The following is a 17289-nucleotide window of genomic DNA, read 5'->3' on the forward strand; positions in this document are numbered from 1 at the left end:
CAAATCAGTGCTGACGCTTACGGGCGTCAATCTCGTCAATGATGCGGACATACATCTTTTCATTGAGGTTGTAGAAACACCCCATGGCCACAATCGTGACCACGGCTAACGCACCGGGATAAATAAACATCAGTTGCTTCAGGCCCTCGACCGTACTGGCGCGCTGGACAGCGTTAGGCACGTAGCCAATCTGGGTCAGCATCCAGCCGGGGAAAAAGCCCGCCAGTGCCTGTGAGACCTTACGGAAAAAGGTGAAACCGGTATAAACCGTGCCTTCAGAACGCACGCCCGTCCGCCATTCCCCGTATTCGACCGTATCAGAGACTAAAGCCCAGTTAAGACTGTTCACAAAGGCAGATCCAAAAAAAGCCAGACAGGAAAACACGATGAAACTGACGGAACCGCCCCCATAGCAATAGTTGAGCAGATCGCCCACGCCCCAAATCAGCAAACCGCCGATATACACTTTTTTCTTACCAAAGCGCCTGACGGCGCCGGGCATCATAAAGACACCGATAAAAATGCAGCCCATGCTAAAGAAGCCCATCCATGACAGCAGGATGGGATCGTTCAGAACGTACTGGGTGTAATAGACCTGAATCGCCAGCTTGACGTTGAACGCCCCCAGTGTGCAGAGGTTGGCAATACAGAGAATAAACAGCGGACGGTTACCCGCGATAGCGCGGAAGGAGGCTAACAGGCCCGGGTTTTGCGTGGGGTGGGCAGACGGCTGTTCGACATAGCGCTCCTTTACACCGGCATAGCACCACCACATAAAGAGCAAACCAAATGCCGAGAAAAGTGTGGCTGCAACGATATAGCGGAACTGCGCGCTGCCTTCTGCCAGGTTCATCACCGGCACAAAACCCACAGTACAAATCAGTAACCCCAGCGTTGCACCGCCCTGCCGCCAGGCGGCCAGGGAGGCGCGCTCATCAGGATTTTTGGTGATGGCGGGCACCATCGCCCCATACGAACAGTTCATCATGCTGAAGAACAGGCCATACAACATAAACAACACCGTGGCGACGACCGCTTTACCGGTGATTTCAAACGGCGTACCGATAAAGTTGGCGACAGCCAAAAGCGTGACCGGAAACGCGGCGTACAAGACAAACGGCCGGAACTTCCCTTTCGGGCCAATCCTGCGCCGCGAATCCAGCATGATGCCCGTGCCCATATCGGTAAACGCCGTGAAGAATTTGGCGACCAGAAAGATAATTCCGCCGTACGTTCCCGGCAGCTCCAGCACATCGGTATAGAACTTCAGTAAGTAAAGCGTCCCGATATCTAACAGGATGTTAGAACCCAGATCGCCCATGCCATAGGCCACTTTTTCCCGGAACGGCAACCGCAGCGTCGCAGGCTCGCCGGCAGAAGATACAGTTTGCTGATTCATGATGGTTCTCCGGTTTACCCGCCCGCCTGGCGGGTAACCTTGCTCAGGATGAAGGGGAAGCGTTTTGCTGCTGTGTTTCCGCTTGCTGCTGTGTTTCCGCGCGTATCGCCGCAACTTTTTTGCCCAATACCCACTGCATAATCGCCAGCAGGCCAAACACCGGCACCAGTACCGACCATGCCGGAATCGCCAACGCCCCCTTGATCAGCATGGCGCCGGATGCGATCAGCAGCAGGAGCACCATCAGCCGGAAAGTGCTGACAGAGATGCGTTGGTGAACATACTGGCCCACCAGCGAGCCCAGGATCATGGTGGGCACGCAGAACAGCACCAGCTTGACGGTTGACAGCGTTAAGATGCCGCTGGTCGTCAGGCCGCCAATAATGGCGATGTTACTGGCGGTAAAAAACGCATTGAGCGTGCCACGAAACGCCGCCGGAGCCAGATTTCTCAACATGCCATAAATCACTACCGGCGGGCCGTTGGTCGCAAAAGCCGACCCCAGAGCGCCGGCGATGATGCCCGTCGGCACCACTAGCCAGTTTTTGTCACAGACGGGCAGACGAGGAACAAACAGGCTGTAAAACGCGTACAGGATCAGGAAAGTGCCCAGCCCGGTTTTCATGATGTTGTCCGGGAAACTGGCGAGCGCATAAATCCCCAGGGGAATGCCGGCAAAGGAGAACAGGATAAGCACCAGCGCAGATCGCCAGTGGGTTTCGTTACGTGACAACCAGGTGGCATATAACGCAGTGGCTGTCCCGACAATGACCGACATAGGTGCCGCCATTTTGACCGGCAGCAACAAGGTGATCAGCGGCATCGTTACCAGCGCGCCACCAAAGCCTGCGCAGATACCGATGAAGGTATACAGGAACATGATGGCGATGATGATGCAGACAACCTCAATACTCAGCTCAAGCCCGTCGGGAGTAAAAAGCGTGAAGAAATCCATACCCTTTCTCCTTTATCGCGTCGAACCGGCACTGTCGATCAGCCGTAATGAGGCAAATAACGCCTGCCATTCACTTTCAGCCCGGTAAAAGACGGGCGGCTGGCCAAGCGGTGCGGCCACCGTGATCTCGCCACCGTTGGCCGCTTCACCGGTCCAAAGGTTTATCCAGCGATCCTCCGGCAGATAGAGCGTCCAGTCGTGGCGGCCCTCTTCATACACCGGCGCGACCAGCAAATCACGACCAAACAGGTACTGGTATTTCAGCGAGTAGGTGCGGGCATCCGCTTCATAGTGCAGGAAAAGCGGCCGCATAACAGGCAGACCACTGCGGGCATTCTGCGCCACCGCCTGCCTGATGTAAGGCTTTAAGGAAGTAAAGATCGTCGACATACGGGCAAAATGCGCCATGGTTTCGTCATCGCTGTCAAACTGCCAGTTATCGCCGGGACGGTTACCTTCATGGGTGCGCATCATGGGCGTAAAGGTGTTGAAATCACACCAACGCAGCAGCAGTTCTTTGCTCCGTTTCATGCCGTAGAGCGTGGTATAGCCACCAATGTCACTGTGATGCAAACCGTGCCCACTCATTGCCAGCGACAAGGCGGCAGGCACTACCGACGCGAGGCCATCGTCCAGACTCCAGTCAACGTTTTGATCCCCGGCCCACATCATCACGGCGTATTTCTGACTGCCGGTATAACCCGCGCGCATAAAATAGAGCGTTTCGCCGAGCTTGCCGGTTTCTGCCAGCGCGTCGTAGTTACATTTTGCCCACAGCGCGGGCCAGGCATTATGCATAATCTCGGCATGGACACCGTTATGCAGAACCGTATCGGTTGGGAGATATTCGCCAAAATCCGCCATCCAGCCGCCACAGCCCAGGCCGATCAGATTTTGTTTGATAACCTCTTTGAACCAGTTATAAGCATCAGGATGAGTCAGATCGACAACGCCCGCATAGAACTCACCAAATTCAACATGGTAGTCCTGACCGGAAGCCGTTTTGGTGAGATAGCCGTGCCGGGCGGCCTCGTCGCACAGAGGGCGATCGCTGGCGACATAAGGATTGATATAAGAGAGAAACTGGACGCCTTCGGCTTTCCATTGCTGAATGCGTGTATCCAGTTGCGGATAGAGTTCGCTGTCCCACTGCCAGTTCCACATGACACGTTTGCCAAACGACGTCATGCGAATACCGGACCAGTCCTGAGCCCAGATACCGTTAACCTTCACACCCGCCTGACGCATCTTGTCTAACTTCTGCTGACACACGTCGGTGCCGCCCTGAATGCCCAGAATCACGCCATCGTAAACCCAGTCAGGCAATTCAGGCTGGCGGCCCAGCCAGGCGCTCAGTTTTTCCAGCAGCGCAATATAGCTGTCGGCGCATTCAAAGCGTAACGTCGCGCGGTTTTCCCAGAACGCCAGTTCGTGATAATCGGGTGCGCTGAAGTCAAAATTCATGTAGCCGCTGTTGTCCACATGGCAGTAATACTTCTGGCTGCTGACGAAGGTGGGCTGAGGGAAAAACGTCCAGTAATAATCGCCGCCGGCATTCTCCGCACAGTCCGCCTGCCAGGTAACATAACTGTTTTTATTCCGTCCGACGCCCTGCTCACTGGTCCAGAGCGGGAACGGTTTCCCGCGCAGGTCAAAACAGGAAAACTGTTCGCCGCAGCCGTAGATGTGATCCGCCTGCTGCGCTGCCAGCCGTAGCCAGATGCGGTTATGACTGTCGGCGTCATTATTTAGCGTGAGCAGTAAACGCCCGCCGGCATCCAGCCCAACCGTCAGCGTGGCGCTGATGACGTTGCCGCGCGAGAAACGAATGTGCCAACAGTCGGCCTGCGACGTCATGGTGGCCTCAGTCAGGGCCAGCTTTTCATTCAGCCGATCTTTGATACTGAAGTTGCCACGAAACATTTTAATGTCGGCCCGACCGTGCCCCATCCACAGACAGGGCGCTTCCGGGCTGTGGCTCAGAATAACGCGGCCGTGATAAACCAGTGAAAAGCCGTTATCAGTGGCAGTGAGTTTTACCCCTGCCGTTTCAAGATGTTGTAAGTGCATACTGGCCTCTTAGTTGTAGGGTAAGGCGGTAAGGTGATCTTTATCCGGGGCGATCGCAGCCAAGGGTGAAGGCCAGCCGATGCGTCGCCTGCGGTGCGAGCCAGACCAGATCAACGCCGGAGTTAAACGCATCAGGCGGGCAACTCATGGGCTCGGTTGCCAGCCCGGTGCGGCCCAGTTTTTCGCCGGTGTAAATTTGCAGCCAGGGCTGATCGCTACGTAAGTAAACAGAAAGGGACGGCTTCCGGCTGGTCAGGCGCACTTCCCACTGCTGGCCGTCCGTGCCTGTGCGAAGGCTGTCATCAATTTGCGTTGCGCCGAGCAGACGTGGGGAAAGGAAATCGCCTTGCGCTATCGCGGCAGGCAACGTGAGCAGGCACTCGTCCAGCGGCATTCTGTTGCAGGTCAGATACGGGTGCGCACCTGCGCCATAAGGAGCAGGTTCACGTCCTGTATTTTGACTGTCGAGCGTCACCAGCAGGCCCTGCATGGCATCCAGCCGGTACGTCACCGTTGAAACCAGGGCAAACGGATACCCGTAGCTGGGCGGTAAAAAGATTGTCAGCCTCGCTGTGCTGTCGGTATGTTCCGTAATCTGCCAGTCACGCCACGCCAGCAAACCGTGAATGGCGGTTCCCCCTTCGTGATCATTGATCGGTAAATGAAGCCATTTACCGTTATGGTACCAGGTGCCCTTCGCGACGCGATTGGGCCAGGGAATCAGGACTTTCCCCATGTGCGCCAGCGGCAGGGTTTCAGGGGGATGGGGGAGCACCAGATGCTGACCTGCGTATGTCAGTTCAGCCAGACCCGCGCCCACGGTGACAAGGGTGGCCTGATAGTCTCCGGCACGCAGTACAAGGGTTTTTCCGCTGCTGTGCATAGCTGGTACTCCCGTCTGTTTTGGAATTATTTTGCGTTACAGTCCAGTAATCCGGCGGCGACAGCGGGAGCCAGGCCCGGTGCCAGCGGAAGGCGTGGGATGACCAAGCAATGCAGCAGGTGATAGATATCCTGTTTGCCGTCCCAGACTTTGGTCGTCACCTTGTTTTCGCAATCCAGTTCCTGCCACCAGGAACCGTTTTCGAAGTCCATCAGGTAGGTCATGCAGTAGTCCCACCACTTCTGATACCAGGCTTCGTATTGCGCCTCACCGGTGACGGTATACAGCGCATAGGCGGTTCCCATCGCTTCGACGATAGGCCAGCGTACCCGCTCGCGCACCACGGGCTTGCCGTCCCAGTCCACGGTATAAACGAAACCGTCTGCACCATCGGGCTCCCAGGCATCACGCAGGGTGGCGTGAAATAACCCTTTGGCATCTTCCACTAACCAGGCCGGTGGGGTTTCAAAGCGCGCTTCAAACGCGGCGTGCAGATGCAGCATCAGTCGCCCCCACTCAATCCAGTGGCCGGGCGTGCCACCATAAGCACGGAAGCGGTGGGCAGGGTTATCTTTGTTGTAATCGCGCAGTGGCGTCCAGTGCGTGTCAAAGTGTTCATTCACGCGATAATTATTTTGACGCGCGACATCATGGATGATTACGGACGTGACGCGCAGCGCGCGATCCAGCCATTTCTTATCGTGCGTGACGTCATACACGATCAGGAACGCTTCAACGGCGTGCATATTGGCGTTCCCTCCCCGGTAGTCTTCGGTCTTGCTGAATGCCTCGTCCCAGGATTCCAGGCACATCTGCTCGTCTTCACTCCAGAAGTAACGTTCAATGACCTTGATCGCCTCATCCAGCAATGGACGTGCCGCCGGATGACCGGTGGTAACGGCGCTGGCGGCGCCCAGCAATACAAAAAAATGCTGGTAGCCCTGCTTGGAGGCATCGAGAACGCCTTCATCGTTGACGCAGGCGTACCAGCCGCCATATTTTTTATCGCGAAGCGCACCGTTTAACGCATTGATACCATGTTCAACCAGTTGATAAGCCCCGGGCCGCCCCATTGAGGCCGCCACCGCATAGACGTGCAACATGCGGGCGGTGATCCACAGGTGCGTTCCATTATCGGGTTTGACCTGACCGTTATTACCCAGCCAGCCAAATCCGGTTGGCACCGCCGCATGCTTGCCAAAACTGAAAATCCGATCGGTTTCCTGTTCGAGCCAGCGATTGTGGCTTAAGGTGTTAAACCATTTCATCTGCTTCTCCCTATTAACGTTTCGCCATCATTTCATCTACGATCTCGCCCAGCCGTTGCAGTCTGGGAACAGAGATATCCCGCAGCATCAGGTCGGTATCGGGCAAACCAATAACCGAAGACCAGACTGCGCGGCCCGCCAGGAATCCGGAGGCACCCGCCTGCATGGCGACTCTGACGGCTCGTGGGAATAATTTTTCGTCAATGCCAGAGGAGAGGATGACCCACGGCATCATGATCAAATCGTTAAGTTTCTGCGCGGCCGTCAGCAGGTCGGCTTGTGAACCTTTGCCGTACAGCGGCATTTCCACCTTATAAAGATCCGCTCCGCTGTTACCCAGTTCCTTCGCTGCAGCGAGGATCGCCTGCTCGCGATCGAAGCGATCGCCCCGGCGCGGCGGTCTGACAACGGGTTCGATAATGCTGAGCAGACCATGGCGGTGACAGCGCGCAGTGAAGGTATTCACCATATCGAGCCGCTGCTGTGCGTCTTCATCGCTGCGCCACAGCACCAGCAGCTTGAGCGCCTTTGCCCCGTCACGCTTGACGGCCTGAGGATCGACGCGGTGATCAATCTCCACACTGTCAACCGGAATGCCGTTGCCCGGGATAAACGCATCCGCCGCGACAATGATGCCGCAACCGGGCGACACAGCCCGCTGCTCCACAATCTGCTGAAAGCAAAATTGCTGATCCACCAGGATGGCGGAGGCATAAGGCGATAACACGCTGGCGGCATTCACTTTGAATTCGGTCAGAACCCGATCGCTGACCGGCTGTGGCGCACCCGCGGCGGCAAACATCAGCCGCATCGCTTCACGCTGATCCACAGCCAGCATGGCGAAACCACCTGATGGCCGGGCGATGTCTTTAAGGGTGTAATGAGTCATGTGCTTTCCTCTGATTAAGCGTCACAAGGGGTTGTCGAAGGTGAGAGGCCTGCGCTGGCGCGCACGTGTTCGAGAAGGGCGGTCCAGTCCTGACGTCCGCGTCCGGCGGCGCGCGCCTGGCTGTAAACCTCACGTGAGGCGGCCCCGAGCGGCATGGGCACATGCAGCTGGTTAGCCACATCCAGCGCGATGCCCAGGTCTTTATGAGCCAGATCGATCATAAAGGCCGGTGACAGGTCGCCTTTCAGCACCTTATTTGGCCAGGTCGTGGTGAAGTGCCCCTTCCCTGCTGGCGTGCCGTTCATGACCTGTAGCGCAACTTCCAGCGGCAGCCCCAGCCCTTCACACAGCACCGCCGCCTCTGCAGAGAGCGCATTCAGGGCGATACTCATGTAGTTATTAATCAGCTTGACGCGAATCCCCATGCCCGGTCCGCCAGCCACCACCACCTCATTTCCCATGGCCAACAGCAGCGGTTTTGCCCGCTCAATCTGTTGCAGTGTTCCGCCTGCCAGCAGCAACAGCGTGCCGGCGATAGCATGATCGGATGTGCGCCCAACCGGCACGTCCATCATGCTGAAGCCGCTCGCCCGCATCTCGTTAATCATCTGGTCGGTCTGTAGCGGATGGATCGTCGACATATCGATCACCAGTGCCGAAGGCGACAGCGTGGTACAGACGCCCTGATCACCTGGCAGGACAGCGCGCACCAAATCGCCATTGGGCAGCATGGTGATAACGAATTCAGCCCCTTCGGCGGCCTCGGCTGGAGAACGGGCAGCCTGTGCGCCTTTTTCCACTAACCTGGCAACCGCCTCGGGATTGACGTCAAACACCCTGAGCTGATGGCCCTGCTTAAGCAGATTGCTCGCCATCGGCGCCCCCATTTGCCCCAGTCCAATAAACGCTACTTCCGCCATACCGCTCTCCCAAACCCAATGAATGTCACATTTTGTCCGATATATGATTTTTTCTGTCTTTTTCGGATCATATTTGTAATTTATGGTCAAAAAATTGACAGGTGTCACTTTTAAAACATTTGATGAAATTAAAATGACAGCACGAGAAAATGTCTGAGGAAGAGTGATGACGCGCATAGCTTGTGTAGGGATCACCGTACTGGATCGCATCTGGTACCTGGAAACGTTACCGCATCAGGGCGGAAAATATGTCGCCAGCAACTATCGGGAAGTCGGCGGTGGCCCGGCGGCCACGGCAGCCGTCGCGGCTGCAAAGTTGGGTGCGCAGGTAGATTTTATTGGCCGGGTCGGGGACGATGACACCGGGAAAAGGCTGCTGTCCGAGTTAAACAGTTACGGCGTAAATACACGTTATACAAAGATTTTTAACGCTGCCCGCTCCTCGCAATCTGCCATTCTTGTGGATGCTGAAGGCGAACGTATCATCGCCAACTATCCCAGCCCGGATTTACCCGACGAGGCCGACTGGCTAGCGGAAATCGATTTTTCTCAGTGGGATGCCGTGCTGGCGGATGTCCGCTGGCATCAGGGCGCAAAATGCGCCTTTACGCTGGCACGCAGGTCCGGCGTTCCCACCATTCTGGATGGCGATGTGACGCCACAAAACATTGCTGAACTGGTAACGCTGAGCGACCACGCGGCGTTTTCCGCACCCGGTTTGCAGCGCCTGACCGGTATGGAAAGTGACGCCAGTGCGCTGAAAAAAGCACAAATGCTCACAAAGGGACATGTCTATGTGACACAAGGCGTTCAGGGTTGCCTCTGGCTTGATGCGGGCAGATTACAGCATCAGCCAGCTTTTCATGTCAGGGTGGTCGACACGACCGGTGCCGGCGATGTGTTTCATGGCGCACTGGCATTCAGGCTGGCCCAAAAGCCCGCCGTGGCGGAAGCGGTGCGCTTTGCCAGCGCTGTCGCGGCCTTAAAATGTACGCGCCCGGGTGGCCGGGCCGGTATTCCCGATTATGAGCAAACCTGTTCTTTTATGTCAGTTAATGGTTAAACTGACAGCCAAAGTGGTCTTCAGAGAGCAGCTCATGATCCTTACGGACGTAACCGGTAATCCTCGCCACGATCATTTACTCAGCCTGATCGCCGAACGTGGCTACATGAATATTGATGAACTTGCGGTGCTACTGGATGTGTCGACGCAAACAGTACGCCGCGACATTCGCAAACTCAGCGAACAGGGATTGATTACCCGTCATCATGGCGGCGCAGGCCGCGCATCCAGCGTGGTCAATACCGCCTTTGAACAGCGCGAAGTCTCACAAACCGATGAAAAACGATCTATCGCTGACGCCATCGCTGACTACATTCCTGATGGTTCCACGGTGTTTATTACGATTGGCACCACCGTGGAGCATGTGGCCCGCGCCCTGATGAACCATAAGCATCTGCGGGTTATCACCAACAGCCTGCGGGTGGCACATATTCTGTATAAATGCCCCCAGTTTGAAGTCATGGTGCCCGGCGGCACGTTGCGCCCACACAATGGTGGCATTATTGGTCCGGTGACTACGGCCTTTGTGGCCAGTTTCAGGGCGGATTATCTCGTCACCAGCATGGGCGCCATTGAGAGTGACGGTGCGCTGCTGGAATTTGACGTGAATGAGGCCAACGTTGCACAAACGATGATGGCGCATTCGCGTCATATATTGCTCGCCGCCGATCATACTAAATTCCAGGCCTCGGCCGCGGTGGAGATGGGCAGCGTGGCGCAGGCGACAGCCCTGTTCACCGATAAACTGCCGGGTACGGCGCTGCAAAACCTGCTGAAAACCCATCAGGTTGAAGTGATCCTGGCTAAGCCGGGTGGCGATGAGGGGGCGGAATAATTAACCCCGGCAGTGCCGGGGTTAGCGTGTGTTTAGCGGAACTTCTTGTGGTTTTCGTTACGGATAGCAGCCAGTTTTTGCGCTTCTGCTTTAGCTTCATCCAGCTTGCCCTGCTTAGCCAGTGCATCGGCTTTATCAATCTGGGCAATCAAATCATCCATGCCTTTGTGGAAGTCTTTCATTTCCGGGCTGTCCGGTGCTTTGCCTTCCAGTTTGTCCGGAGTGCCTTTTTTGGCATCTTCGGCTTTGGCGCGCAAATCACCTAACATTTTGTGCAGCTGATCGGCGCTTTTCGCCCCATCCAGCGACTTGTAAATACCCGCCATCTCTTTCATATCGTGCTCAAGAGAAGCCGCACCGGCGGTGACATTAACAGATAACAAGGCAACAGCTAACAACGACATAAACGCTTTACGCATGCTCAGCTTCCTTTTTATTGTGAAAACGCTGCTTATAAAAAAGCGGAGGGTCGATGCCCTCCGCTTGCTATCGCCTACACAACTTAAAAGAGATTTTACTGTCCGGCAATATACATTTCGGGTAACAGAACAGAACCACACTGAATATTGCTGCGGGTTTCAATGTCATCGCCTACGGTAACAATGTTCCGCCACATATCGCCTAAGTTACCTGCAATCGTAATTTCACTTACCGGATACTGAATCTCGCCATTCTCCACCCAGAAACCGGCTGCGCCACGCGAATAATCGCCCGTGATGGCGCTGACGCCCTGTCCCATCAGTTCGGTCACGACCAGCCCGGTGCCCATCTGCTTCAGCATGTCGTTGAAGCTGTGCCCCTGACCGGCGATGCGCCAGTTATGAATGCCGCCCGCGTGACCGGTGCTGGTCAGGCCCAGCTTGCGCGCAGAATAGCTGGTCATCAGCCAGGTTTGCAGCACGCCATCTTTAATAATGTCGCGGGCCTGTGTACGTACGCCTTCGCTGTCAAACGGCGTGGAGGCCAGGCCTTTTAACAGATGCGGCTGCTCCTGAATGGTCAGCCATTCAGGCAGAATCTGTTTGCCCATCGCATCCAGTAAGAATGTGGATTTACGATAGACGCTGCTGCCGCTGATGGCGCCGACCAGATGGCCGAACAGGCCGGTCGCGACTTCTGGCGCAAAAATGACCGGCGCTTTCATGGTGTCGAGCTTACGCGGTGCCAGGCGCGACAGCGTCCGGCGAGCGCACTCGGCCCCAACCCAGTCCGCGCTCTTTAAGTCCTCAATGGCGCGGCCAATGGTGTACGCATAATCACGCTCCATATTGCCGTCCTGCTCAGCAATGACGCAGCTGGACAGCGAATGACGGCTGGAACAGTAGCTTTGCAGCATGCCGTGGCTGTTACCAAAGACTTTGATACCGACATGGCTGTTAAAACTACCGCCTTCAGTATTAGTGATGCGTTTGTCTGCCTGCAGTGCCGCCTGCTCTGCCTGTGCCGCCAGCTGGATAGCATAATCGGCATCGATCTCCCACGGATGGTAGAGATCCAGATCCGGTGCGTCATAAGCCAGCAGTTCGGCATCCGCCGGGCCGGCAAAGGGATCCGGCGAGGTATAGCGTGCGATATCAATCGCCGCCTGCACGGTTCGTTTAATGGCATCCGGGCTGAGATCGGTCGATGACGCACTGCCTTTACGGTTTTGGTGGTAAACGGTGATGCCCAGTGCGCCATCACTGTTGAATTCGACGTTTTCCACTTCGCCGTAACGGGTACTAACACCAATACCGGTGGTCTTGCTCACCGCGACTTCCGCGCCATCCGTACTTGCTTTTGCCAGTTCAAGCGCCTGTGCAATTGCCTGTTCCAGTGCTTTTCGCTGTTCTGCAACTTGAGTTGATACGTTCATCGACCTGCCGTCTAATCTTATGGTTGAATAATTTGAGTCTATCAGAGTCAGAGAACAATTTCGCAGTCACCCGATAAACTGGTAGGATTAGCCTCTTTTTTTTGGAGCCAGATATGACTAAGCAGCCTGAAGAGTGGCTCGATGATGTGCCCGATAATCACGAAGAAGAAGATGAAGAGATTATTTGGGTTAGTAAGAGCGAAATCAAACGCGATGCTGAAGAGCTGAAACGCCTGGGGGCCGAACTGGTCGACCTGGGGAAAAACTCGCTGGATAAAATTCCACTGGATGAGCGTTTGCGTACCGAGATTGAACTGGCGCAGCGTATTAAGAAAGAAGGCCGCCGCCGTCAGTTACAGTTAATTGGTAAGCTGATGCGCAGCATCGACGTTGAACCGATTCGTACCGCACTGGATAAGCTTAAAAACCGTCATAACCAGCAGGTTGCGCTGTTTCACAAGCTGGAAATGCTGCGCGATCGCCTGATTGAAGAAGGCGATGAGGCGATGACCGACGTGCTTGCCCTTTATCCTCAGGCCGATCGTCAGCAACTGCGTAGCATGATTCGTAATGCACAGAAGGAAAAAGCGGGTAACAAACCGCCAAAATCTGCCCGTCAGATTTTTCAGTACCTGCGCGAATTAGCAGAAGCCGTCTGACCCTGGCGGTGATGTGCGGCTGAGCAGTGCCCAGCCGCAGGGTTTTCTCTCCCCTCGTTCGGGGAGAAAAGGATCGGCTACCGGTTAACGAACCAGACGATCCAGCAGCTTCTGATGAATCCCACCAAAGCCCCCGTTGCTCATTACCAGGATGGAATCGCCCGGCTGCGCCGTTTTGGCGATCGTTTCTACCAGCGCATCAATATCCGCGCTGCAGTGCGCAGGCTGCATGCAGGCTTCTGCGACATCCGCGACCTGCTAGGGAATATGGCTCGGCTGGAACAGAAACACTTCGTCGGCACGCGCCAGTGACGGGGCAAGTTCATTTTTATTCACGCCCATTTTCATGGTGTTTGAACGCGGTTCGAGCACGGCCAGGATACGCGCCGTCCCGCCCACTTTGCTGCGCAGCGCGCTCAGCGTGGCAAGAATCGCGGTCGGATGATGGGCAAAATCATCATAGATCTTGATGCCGTTGACCTCGCCGCGCAGTTCCAGACGACGACGGGCATTGATAAAGCTGTCCAGTGCCTGGCTGGCATCCTCGGGTTTCACGCCAACATGACGGGCTGCCGCAATGGCCATTAAACCATTGTGCATGTTGTGTTCGCCGACCAGTGCCCAGTTCACTTCACCCACTTTGTTGCCGTCCAGCCAGACTTCCCAGTGTGAGGCGTCAGGCGTCAGTTTTTTCGCCTGCCAGTGACCGCCGTCGCCGACATGTTCCTGCTCGCTCCAGCAGCCCATCGCCATTACCTGCTTCAGGTTATGATCGTGCTCCGGCAGCAGGATCTTGCCCTGGCCCGGCACGATGCGCACCAGGTGATGGAACTGTTTCTGGATCGCCCGCAGATCGTCAAAAATATCCGCATGATCGAATTCCAGGTTATTCAGAATCAGCGTACGTGGGCAGTAATGAACGAATTTAGAGCGCTTATCGAAAAACGCGCAGTCATATTCGTCAGCCTCAATCACAAAGAATGGGCTTTTTCCTAATTTTTTCTGAAACATCGAAGTTGCCGGGTACACCGCCGATAATAAAGCCCGGTTCCAGACCACACGCCTCCAGAATCCACGCTGCCATGCCTGCCGTCGTGGTTTTACCGTGGGTGCCGGCCACGGCCAGCACCCACCGGTCACGCAGCACGAAATCATGCAGCCACTGGGGACCTGAAAGGTAGGGAATGTTGCGTTCCAGAACCGCTTCCACACAGGGATTACCGCGCGTCATGGCATTGCCGATGATGACCAGGTCTGGTTGAGGATCAAGCTGACTGGCGTCATAACCCTCTGTTAATTCAATACCTTGCTGCTCAAGCAGGGTGCTCATCGGCGGATAAACATTGGCATCTGAGCCTGTCACCTGATGGCCAAGGGAGCGTGCCAGCATCGCCAGCCCGCCCATAAACGTGCCACATATCCCGAGGATGTGAATGCGCATAAAAACGTCCATAACTCAAAAGTTCGGCGCACAGTGTAACCTCGGTTGCGAGCGGAAGAAACGGATTAGGACTATGGTTTTTGAAGTTCAATCGGCTAAACTGCGTACGCATCCGTCGGCAGTGAAGTATGCCGCTGCCACTCCATCGATGATTCAGGGAATGTGTTATGAAAACGTTGGGCGAATTTATCGTCGAGAAGCAACACGACTTTCCGCACGCTACAGGTGAACTGACGGCGCTTATCTCAGCGATTAAGCTGGGTGCCAAAATTATCCACCGCGATATTAACAAAGCCGGTTTAGTGGATATCCTGGGGGCCAGCGGCGTCGAGAATGTTCAGGGTGAACAGCAGATGAAACTGGATCTGTTCGCCAACGAAAAACTCAAAGCCGCACTGAAAGCGCGCGGTATCGTTGCCGGTATCGCTTCTGAAGAAGAGGACGAATTTGTCATCTTTGAGGGCGAGGAAAACGGCAAGTACGTGGTCTTGATGGATCCGCTGGATGGATCATCAAACATCGACGTTAACGTCTCTGTCGGCACCATTTTCTCAATCTATCGTCGCGTCAGTGAACCCGGCACACCGGTCGTCGAAGCGGACTTCATGCAGCCGGGCAACAAACAGGTCGCGGCCGGTTATGTGGTTTACGGTTCGTCTACCATGATGGTTTACACCACCGGTTGTGGTGTGCACGCGTTTACCTACGATCCGTCACTGGGCGTGTTCTGCCTCAGTCACGAACGGATGACGTATCCGGAAGTGGGCTACACCTATTCCATTAACGAAGGTAACTACATTCGTTTCCCGCAGGGCGTGAAAAAATACCTGAAATTCTGTCAGGAAGAGGATGTGGCAACGCACCGTCCTTACACCTCACGCTACATCGGTTCACTGGTGGCGGATTTCCATCGTAACCTGCTGAAAGGCGGTATCTACCTTTACCCCAGCACGGCCAGCCATCCGAAGGGTAAACTGCGCCTGCTGTATGAGTGCAACCCCATGGCCTTCCTGGCCGAGCAGGCGGGCGGTAAAGCCAGCGACGGGCAAAACCGTATTCTGGATATTCCCCCGGTAACGCTGCATCAGCGCTGCCCGTTCTACTGTGGCAACACCGCCATGGTGGATGACGTAGAGCGCTTCCTGGCAGAGTTCCCGGAGTGTCGTCAGGGCTAAACATAAAGGGCGCGGGTGTCGCGCCCTTATTTTGTCTTATGCCTGCTGAAGCCGGAACAGCGCCATAGCAGCCTGCAACTGCTCTGACTGCGCCTCCAGTGAATGCGTGGCGGCGGTGGCCTGCTCCACCAGCGCCGCGTTCTGCTGCGCCGCTTCATCCATCTGCGTCACCGCATGGTTGACCTGATCGATGCCCCGACTTTGCTCTTCTGAAGCCATCGAAATCTCTTTCATCAGTGCCGTCACGCGCATGACTTCACCAGCGATGTCATCCATGGTTTCGCCTGCACGCGTGGCCATTTCACTGCCCTCTTTCACCCGCGTTTGTGAATCGCTGATCAGTGTGCGAATCTTTTTCGCCGCGCTGGCACTGCGCTGCGCCAGGGTGCGCACCTCATTCGCGACGACGGCAAAACCGCGCCCCTGTTCACCGGCACGTGCCGCTTCCACGGCGGCGTTTAACGCCAGAATGTTGGTCTGGAAGGCAATGCCGTCGATCACGCTCAGAATATCGCCGATGCGATTGGCGCTCTCGGTGATCTCACGCATTTTTTCCATCACGTAGTTCACCACTTCCGCCCCGCGATCGGCACTGTCAGAAACGGCATTTGCCAACTGGTGAGCCTGCTGCGCGTTACTGGCGTTCAGACGAACCGTTGCGGTCAACTGTTCCATACTGGCCGCCGTTTGCTCCAGCGACGCGGCGGATTCTTCGGTACGTTGAGAAAGGTGAACGTTGCCCGCCGCCAGCTCGCGGCTGCCGCTGTCGATTTTCAGCCCGGCCTCACGCACCTTATTCACCGAGTCACGCAGAGCCTGCTGCATACCCGCCAGCGCATTGTTAAGACGACCCAGTTCGTTGTTGCCCGACAGCGGCAACGGTTGAGACAGATCGCCCGCCGCCACCTGCTCAAGGTGAATAATCGCCTTGTTCAACGGCGTCAGTAACATGCGGCGCAACAGCACCCAGGCCAGTACCAGCAGCAGCACGGAGAGTCCCACCGCCACGGCGATCAGCACTTTCATCATGATTTCATTGCGCTGAGCTTCAACTAACTGTGCCTGGGTAATTTCGTCGGCTTTCGCGCCAAAGGTCTCTACCGCTTTGGTATACTTCGCGGATAAAGGCTCCAGTTTACCTTCCAGCAGTTGGTAATATTCATCGTTATACTGTTTGTCGAGCGCCTTCATCATCGGCAGGATACCCTGATCAAGGTAATCCTTATAGCTTGATGCAATGGCATCAGCCATGATTTTGCCTTCCGCCGTCACGGTTCCGGCATCCACAAAACGTTTTAAATTGCGCTGAGAGGACTCGACATCGGCCTGCGCCGTTTTGGTGACCTGCGCGCCCTCATCCAGTAAACCAATCTCAATCTTGCGTACTGCAAGCGCAGCACTGGCACGCGCGCGCATTAAATCGGCGTTACTGCGATACAGACTGTTTAACTCAATCCCCTGAATGCGGTTAATCACATCCAGCGAGCGGTTGCCCTTGTTGATTGCCACAATGCCCATCACACTCACCGCCAACAACAGCAGTGTCATGAATGCCAGCAACGCCAGCAACCCCGTGCGTAGTGATAACTGTTTCATCTTGATCGTTTCCGTATGAGTAGTAAAAGGCGAAATAATTTCGACAACCCTTAAACGGAGAAAGTATCGGCATCGGGATTCGCAAACTTTAACGCCTGTGAATGATTAATCCCGTGCTTGCCGCTAACCTGTTAATGAAATTGAAGGTATTTTGGGCTTTGTTGAATAAATCGAACTTTTGCTGAGTTGCAGGATCAGATCACGCATAATCCTGATAATGCAGGCAGTTCCGTGGCTAAGCAGAAATTCAAAATCACCAACTGGTGCAACTACAACAAGGC

14 protein-coding genes and 1 pseudogene are annotated in these 17289 nt (G+C 55.4%); 4 read left to right on the forward strand and 11 right to left on the reverse strand.

Translation table 11 applies throughout. The annotated features are described in order from the left end of the window. Positions 1 to 4: 4 nt before the first annotated feature. Genes F7Q90_RS16240 through yihU form a run of 7 tightly spaced genes read right to left on the reverse strand, consistent with a single transcriptional unit; the run spans position 5 to position 8384 of the window. Positions 5 to 1399: an MFS transporter gene (locus F7Q90_RS16240; RefSeq protein ID WP_006118333.1), complete on the reverse strand. Its 1395-nt coding sequence runs from the start codon at positions 1397 to 1399 to the stop codon at positions 5 to 7. A gap of 43 nt (positions 1400 to 1442) precedes the next feature. Next, positions 1443 to 2354: a sulfite exporter TauE/SafE family protein gene (locus F7Q90_RS16245; protein WP_006118334.1), complete on the reverse strand. Its 912-nt coding sequence runs from the start codon at positions 2352 to 2354 to the stop codon at positions 1443 to 1445. A gap of 12 nt (positions 2355 to 2366) precedes the next feature. After that, a complete protein-coding gene (locus F7Q90_RS16250) occupies positions 2367 to 4424 on the reverse strand; it encodes an alpha-glucosidase (RefSeq protein WP_006118335.1) in 2058 nt (685 codons plus the stop codon). 40 nt (positions 4425 to 4464) lie between these two features. Beyond that, positions 4465 to 5307, reverse strand: coding sequence for an aldose-1-epimerase (locus tag F7Q90_RS16255; RefSeq protein ID WP_006118336.1), 843 nt, complete (start codon positions 5305 to 5307; stop codon positions 4465 to 4467). Between the two features lie 26 nt (positions 5308 to 5333). Next, positions 5334 to 6575 (reverse strand): sulfoquinovose isomerase, encoded by a 1242-nt coding sequence (gene yihS, locus F7Q90_RS16260; RefSeq protein WP_006118337.1) that lies wholly within the window; start codon positions 6573 to 6575, stop codon positions 5334 to 5336. A gap of 13 nt (positions 6576 to 6588) precedes the next feature. Next, on the reverse strand, positions 6589 to 7464 hold the full coding sequence (yihT, locus tag F7Q90_RS16265; RefSeq protein ID WP_006118338.1) for a sulfofructosephosphate aldolase: 876 nt from the start codon (positions 7462 to 7464) through the stop codon (positions 6589 to 6591). A 14-nt stretch (positions 7465 to 7478) separates the two neighbouring features. Next, complete coding sequence (yihU, locus tag F7Q90_RS16270) at positions 7479 to 8384, reverse strand: sulfolactaldehyde 3-reductase (RefSeq protein ID WP_006118339.1); 906 nt, start codon at positions 8382 to 8384, stop codon at positions 7479 to 7481. 166 nt (positions 8385 to 8550) lie between these two features. On the opposite strand from yihU, the gene F7Q90_RS16275 reads away from it, so the two are divergent. Next, the gene (locus F7Q90_RS16275) at positions 8551 to 9447 is read left to right on the forward strand and encodes a sugar kinase (protein WP_006118340.1); all 897 of its coding nucleotides are present in this window, start codon (positions 8551 to 8553) and stop codon (positions 9445 to 9447) included. Between the two features lie 34 nt (positions 9448 to 9481). Then, a complete protein-coding gene (locus tag F7Q90_RS16280; protein WP_006118341.1) occupies positions 9482 to 10282 on the forward strand; it encodes a DeoR/GlpR family DNA-binding transcription regulator in 801 nt (266 codons plus the stop codon). Positions 10283 to 10314: 32 nt separating this feature from the next. Here F7Q90_RS16280 and cybC read toward each other — a convergent pair whose 3' ends face one another. Both cybC and pmbA read right to left on the reverse strand, forming a co-directional pair. Further along, positions 10315 to 10701 carry a cytochrome b562 gene (gene cybC, locus F7Q90_RS16285; RefSeq protein WP_006118342.1) on the reverse strand — a complete coding sequence of 129 codons (387 nt, stop codon included), beginning with the start codon at positions 10699 to 10701 and terminating at the stop codon, positions 10315 to 10317. Positions 10702 to 10796: 95 nt separating this feature from the next. Then, positions 10797 to 12137, reverse strand: a complete 1341-nt coding sequence (gene pmbA, locus F7Q90_RS16290) for a metalloprotease PmbA (protein ID WP_006118343.1) — start codon at positions 12135 to 12137, stop codon at positions 10797 to 10799. Positions 12138 to 12250: 113 nt separating this feature from the next. On the opposite strand from pmbA, the gene yjgA reads away from it, so the two are divergent. Beyond that, positions 12251 to 12796 (forward strand): ribosome biogenesis factor YjgA, encoded by a 546-nt coding sequence (yjgA, locus tag F7Q90_RS16295; protein WP_006118344.1) that lies wholly within the window; start codon positions 12251 to 12253, stop codon positions 12794 to 12796. A gap of 84 nt (positions 12797 to 12880) precedes the next feature. On the opposite strand, the pseudogene mpl reads toward yjgA, so the two are convergent. After that, positions 12881 to 14237 (reverse strand): annotated as a pseudogene (gene mpl, locus F7Q90_RS16300) (UDP-N-acetylmuramate:L-alanyl-gamma-D-glutamyl-meso-diaminopimelate ligase). A 167-nt stretch (positions 14238 to 14404) separates the two neighbouring features. Between mpl and fbp the strand changes: the two are divergent. Then, entirely contained in the window at positions 14405 to 15412 is a 1008-nt protein-coding gene (fbp, locus tag F7Q90_RS16305) for a class 1 fructose-bisphosphatase (RefSeq protein WP_006118345.1), read from the forward strand. A gap of 36 nt (positions 15413 to 15448) precedes the next feature. Here the strand turns inward: fbp and F7Q90_RS16310 are convergent, their stop codons facing one another. Continuing rightward, positions 15449 to 17008: a methyl-accepting chemotaxis protein gene (locus tag F7Q90_RS16310; RefSeq protein ID WP_006118346.1), complete on the reverse strand. Its 1560-nt coding sequence runs from the start codon at positions 17006 to 17008 to the stop codon at positions 15449 to 15451. Between the last annotated feature and the right edge of the window lie 281 nt (positions 17009 to 17289).

It is taken from the genome of Pantoea stewartii subsp. stewartii (assembly GCF_008801695.1).
GTDB classification, from domain to species: domain Bacteria; phylum Pseudomonadota; class Gammaproteobacteria; order Enterobacterales; family Enterobacteriaceae; genus Pantoea; species Pantoea stewartii.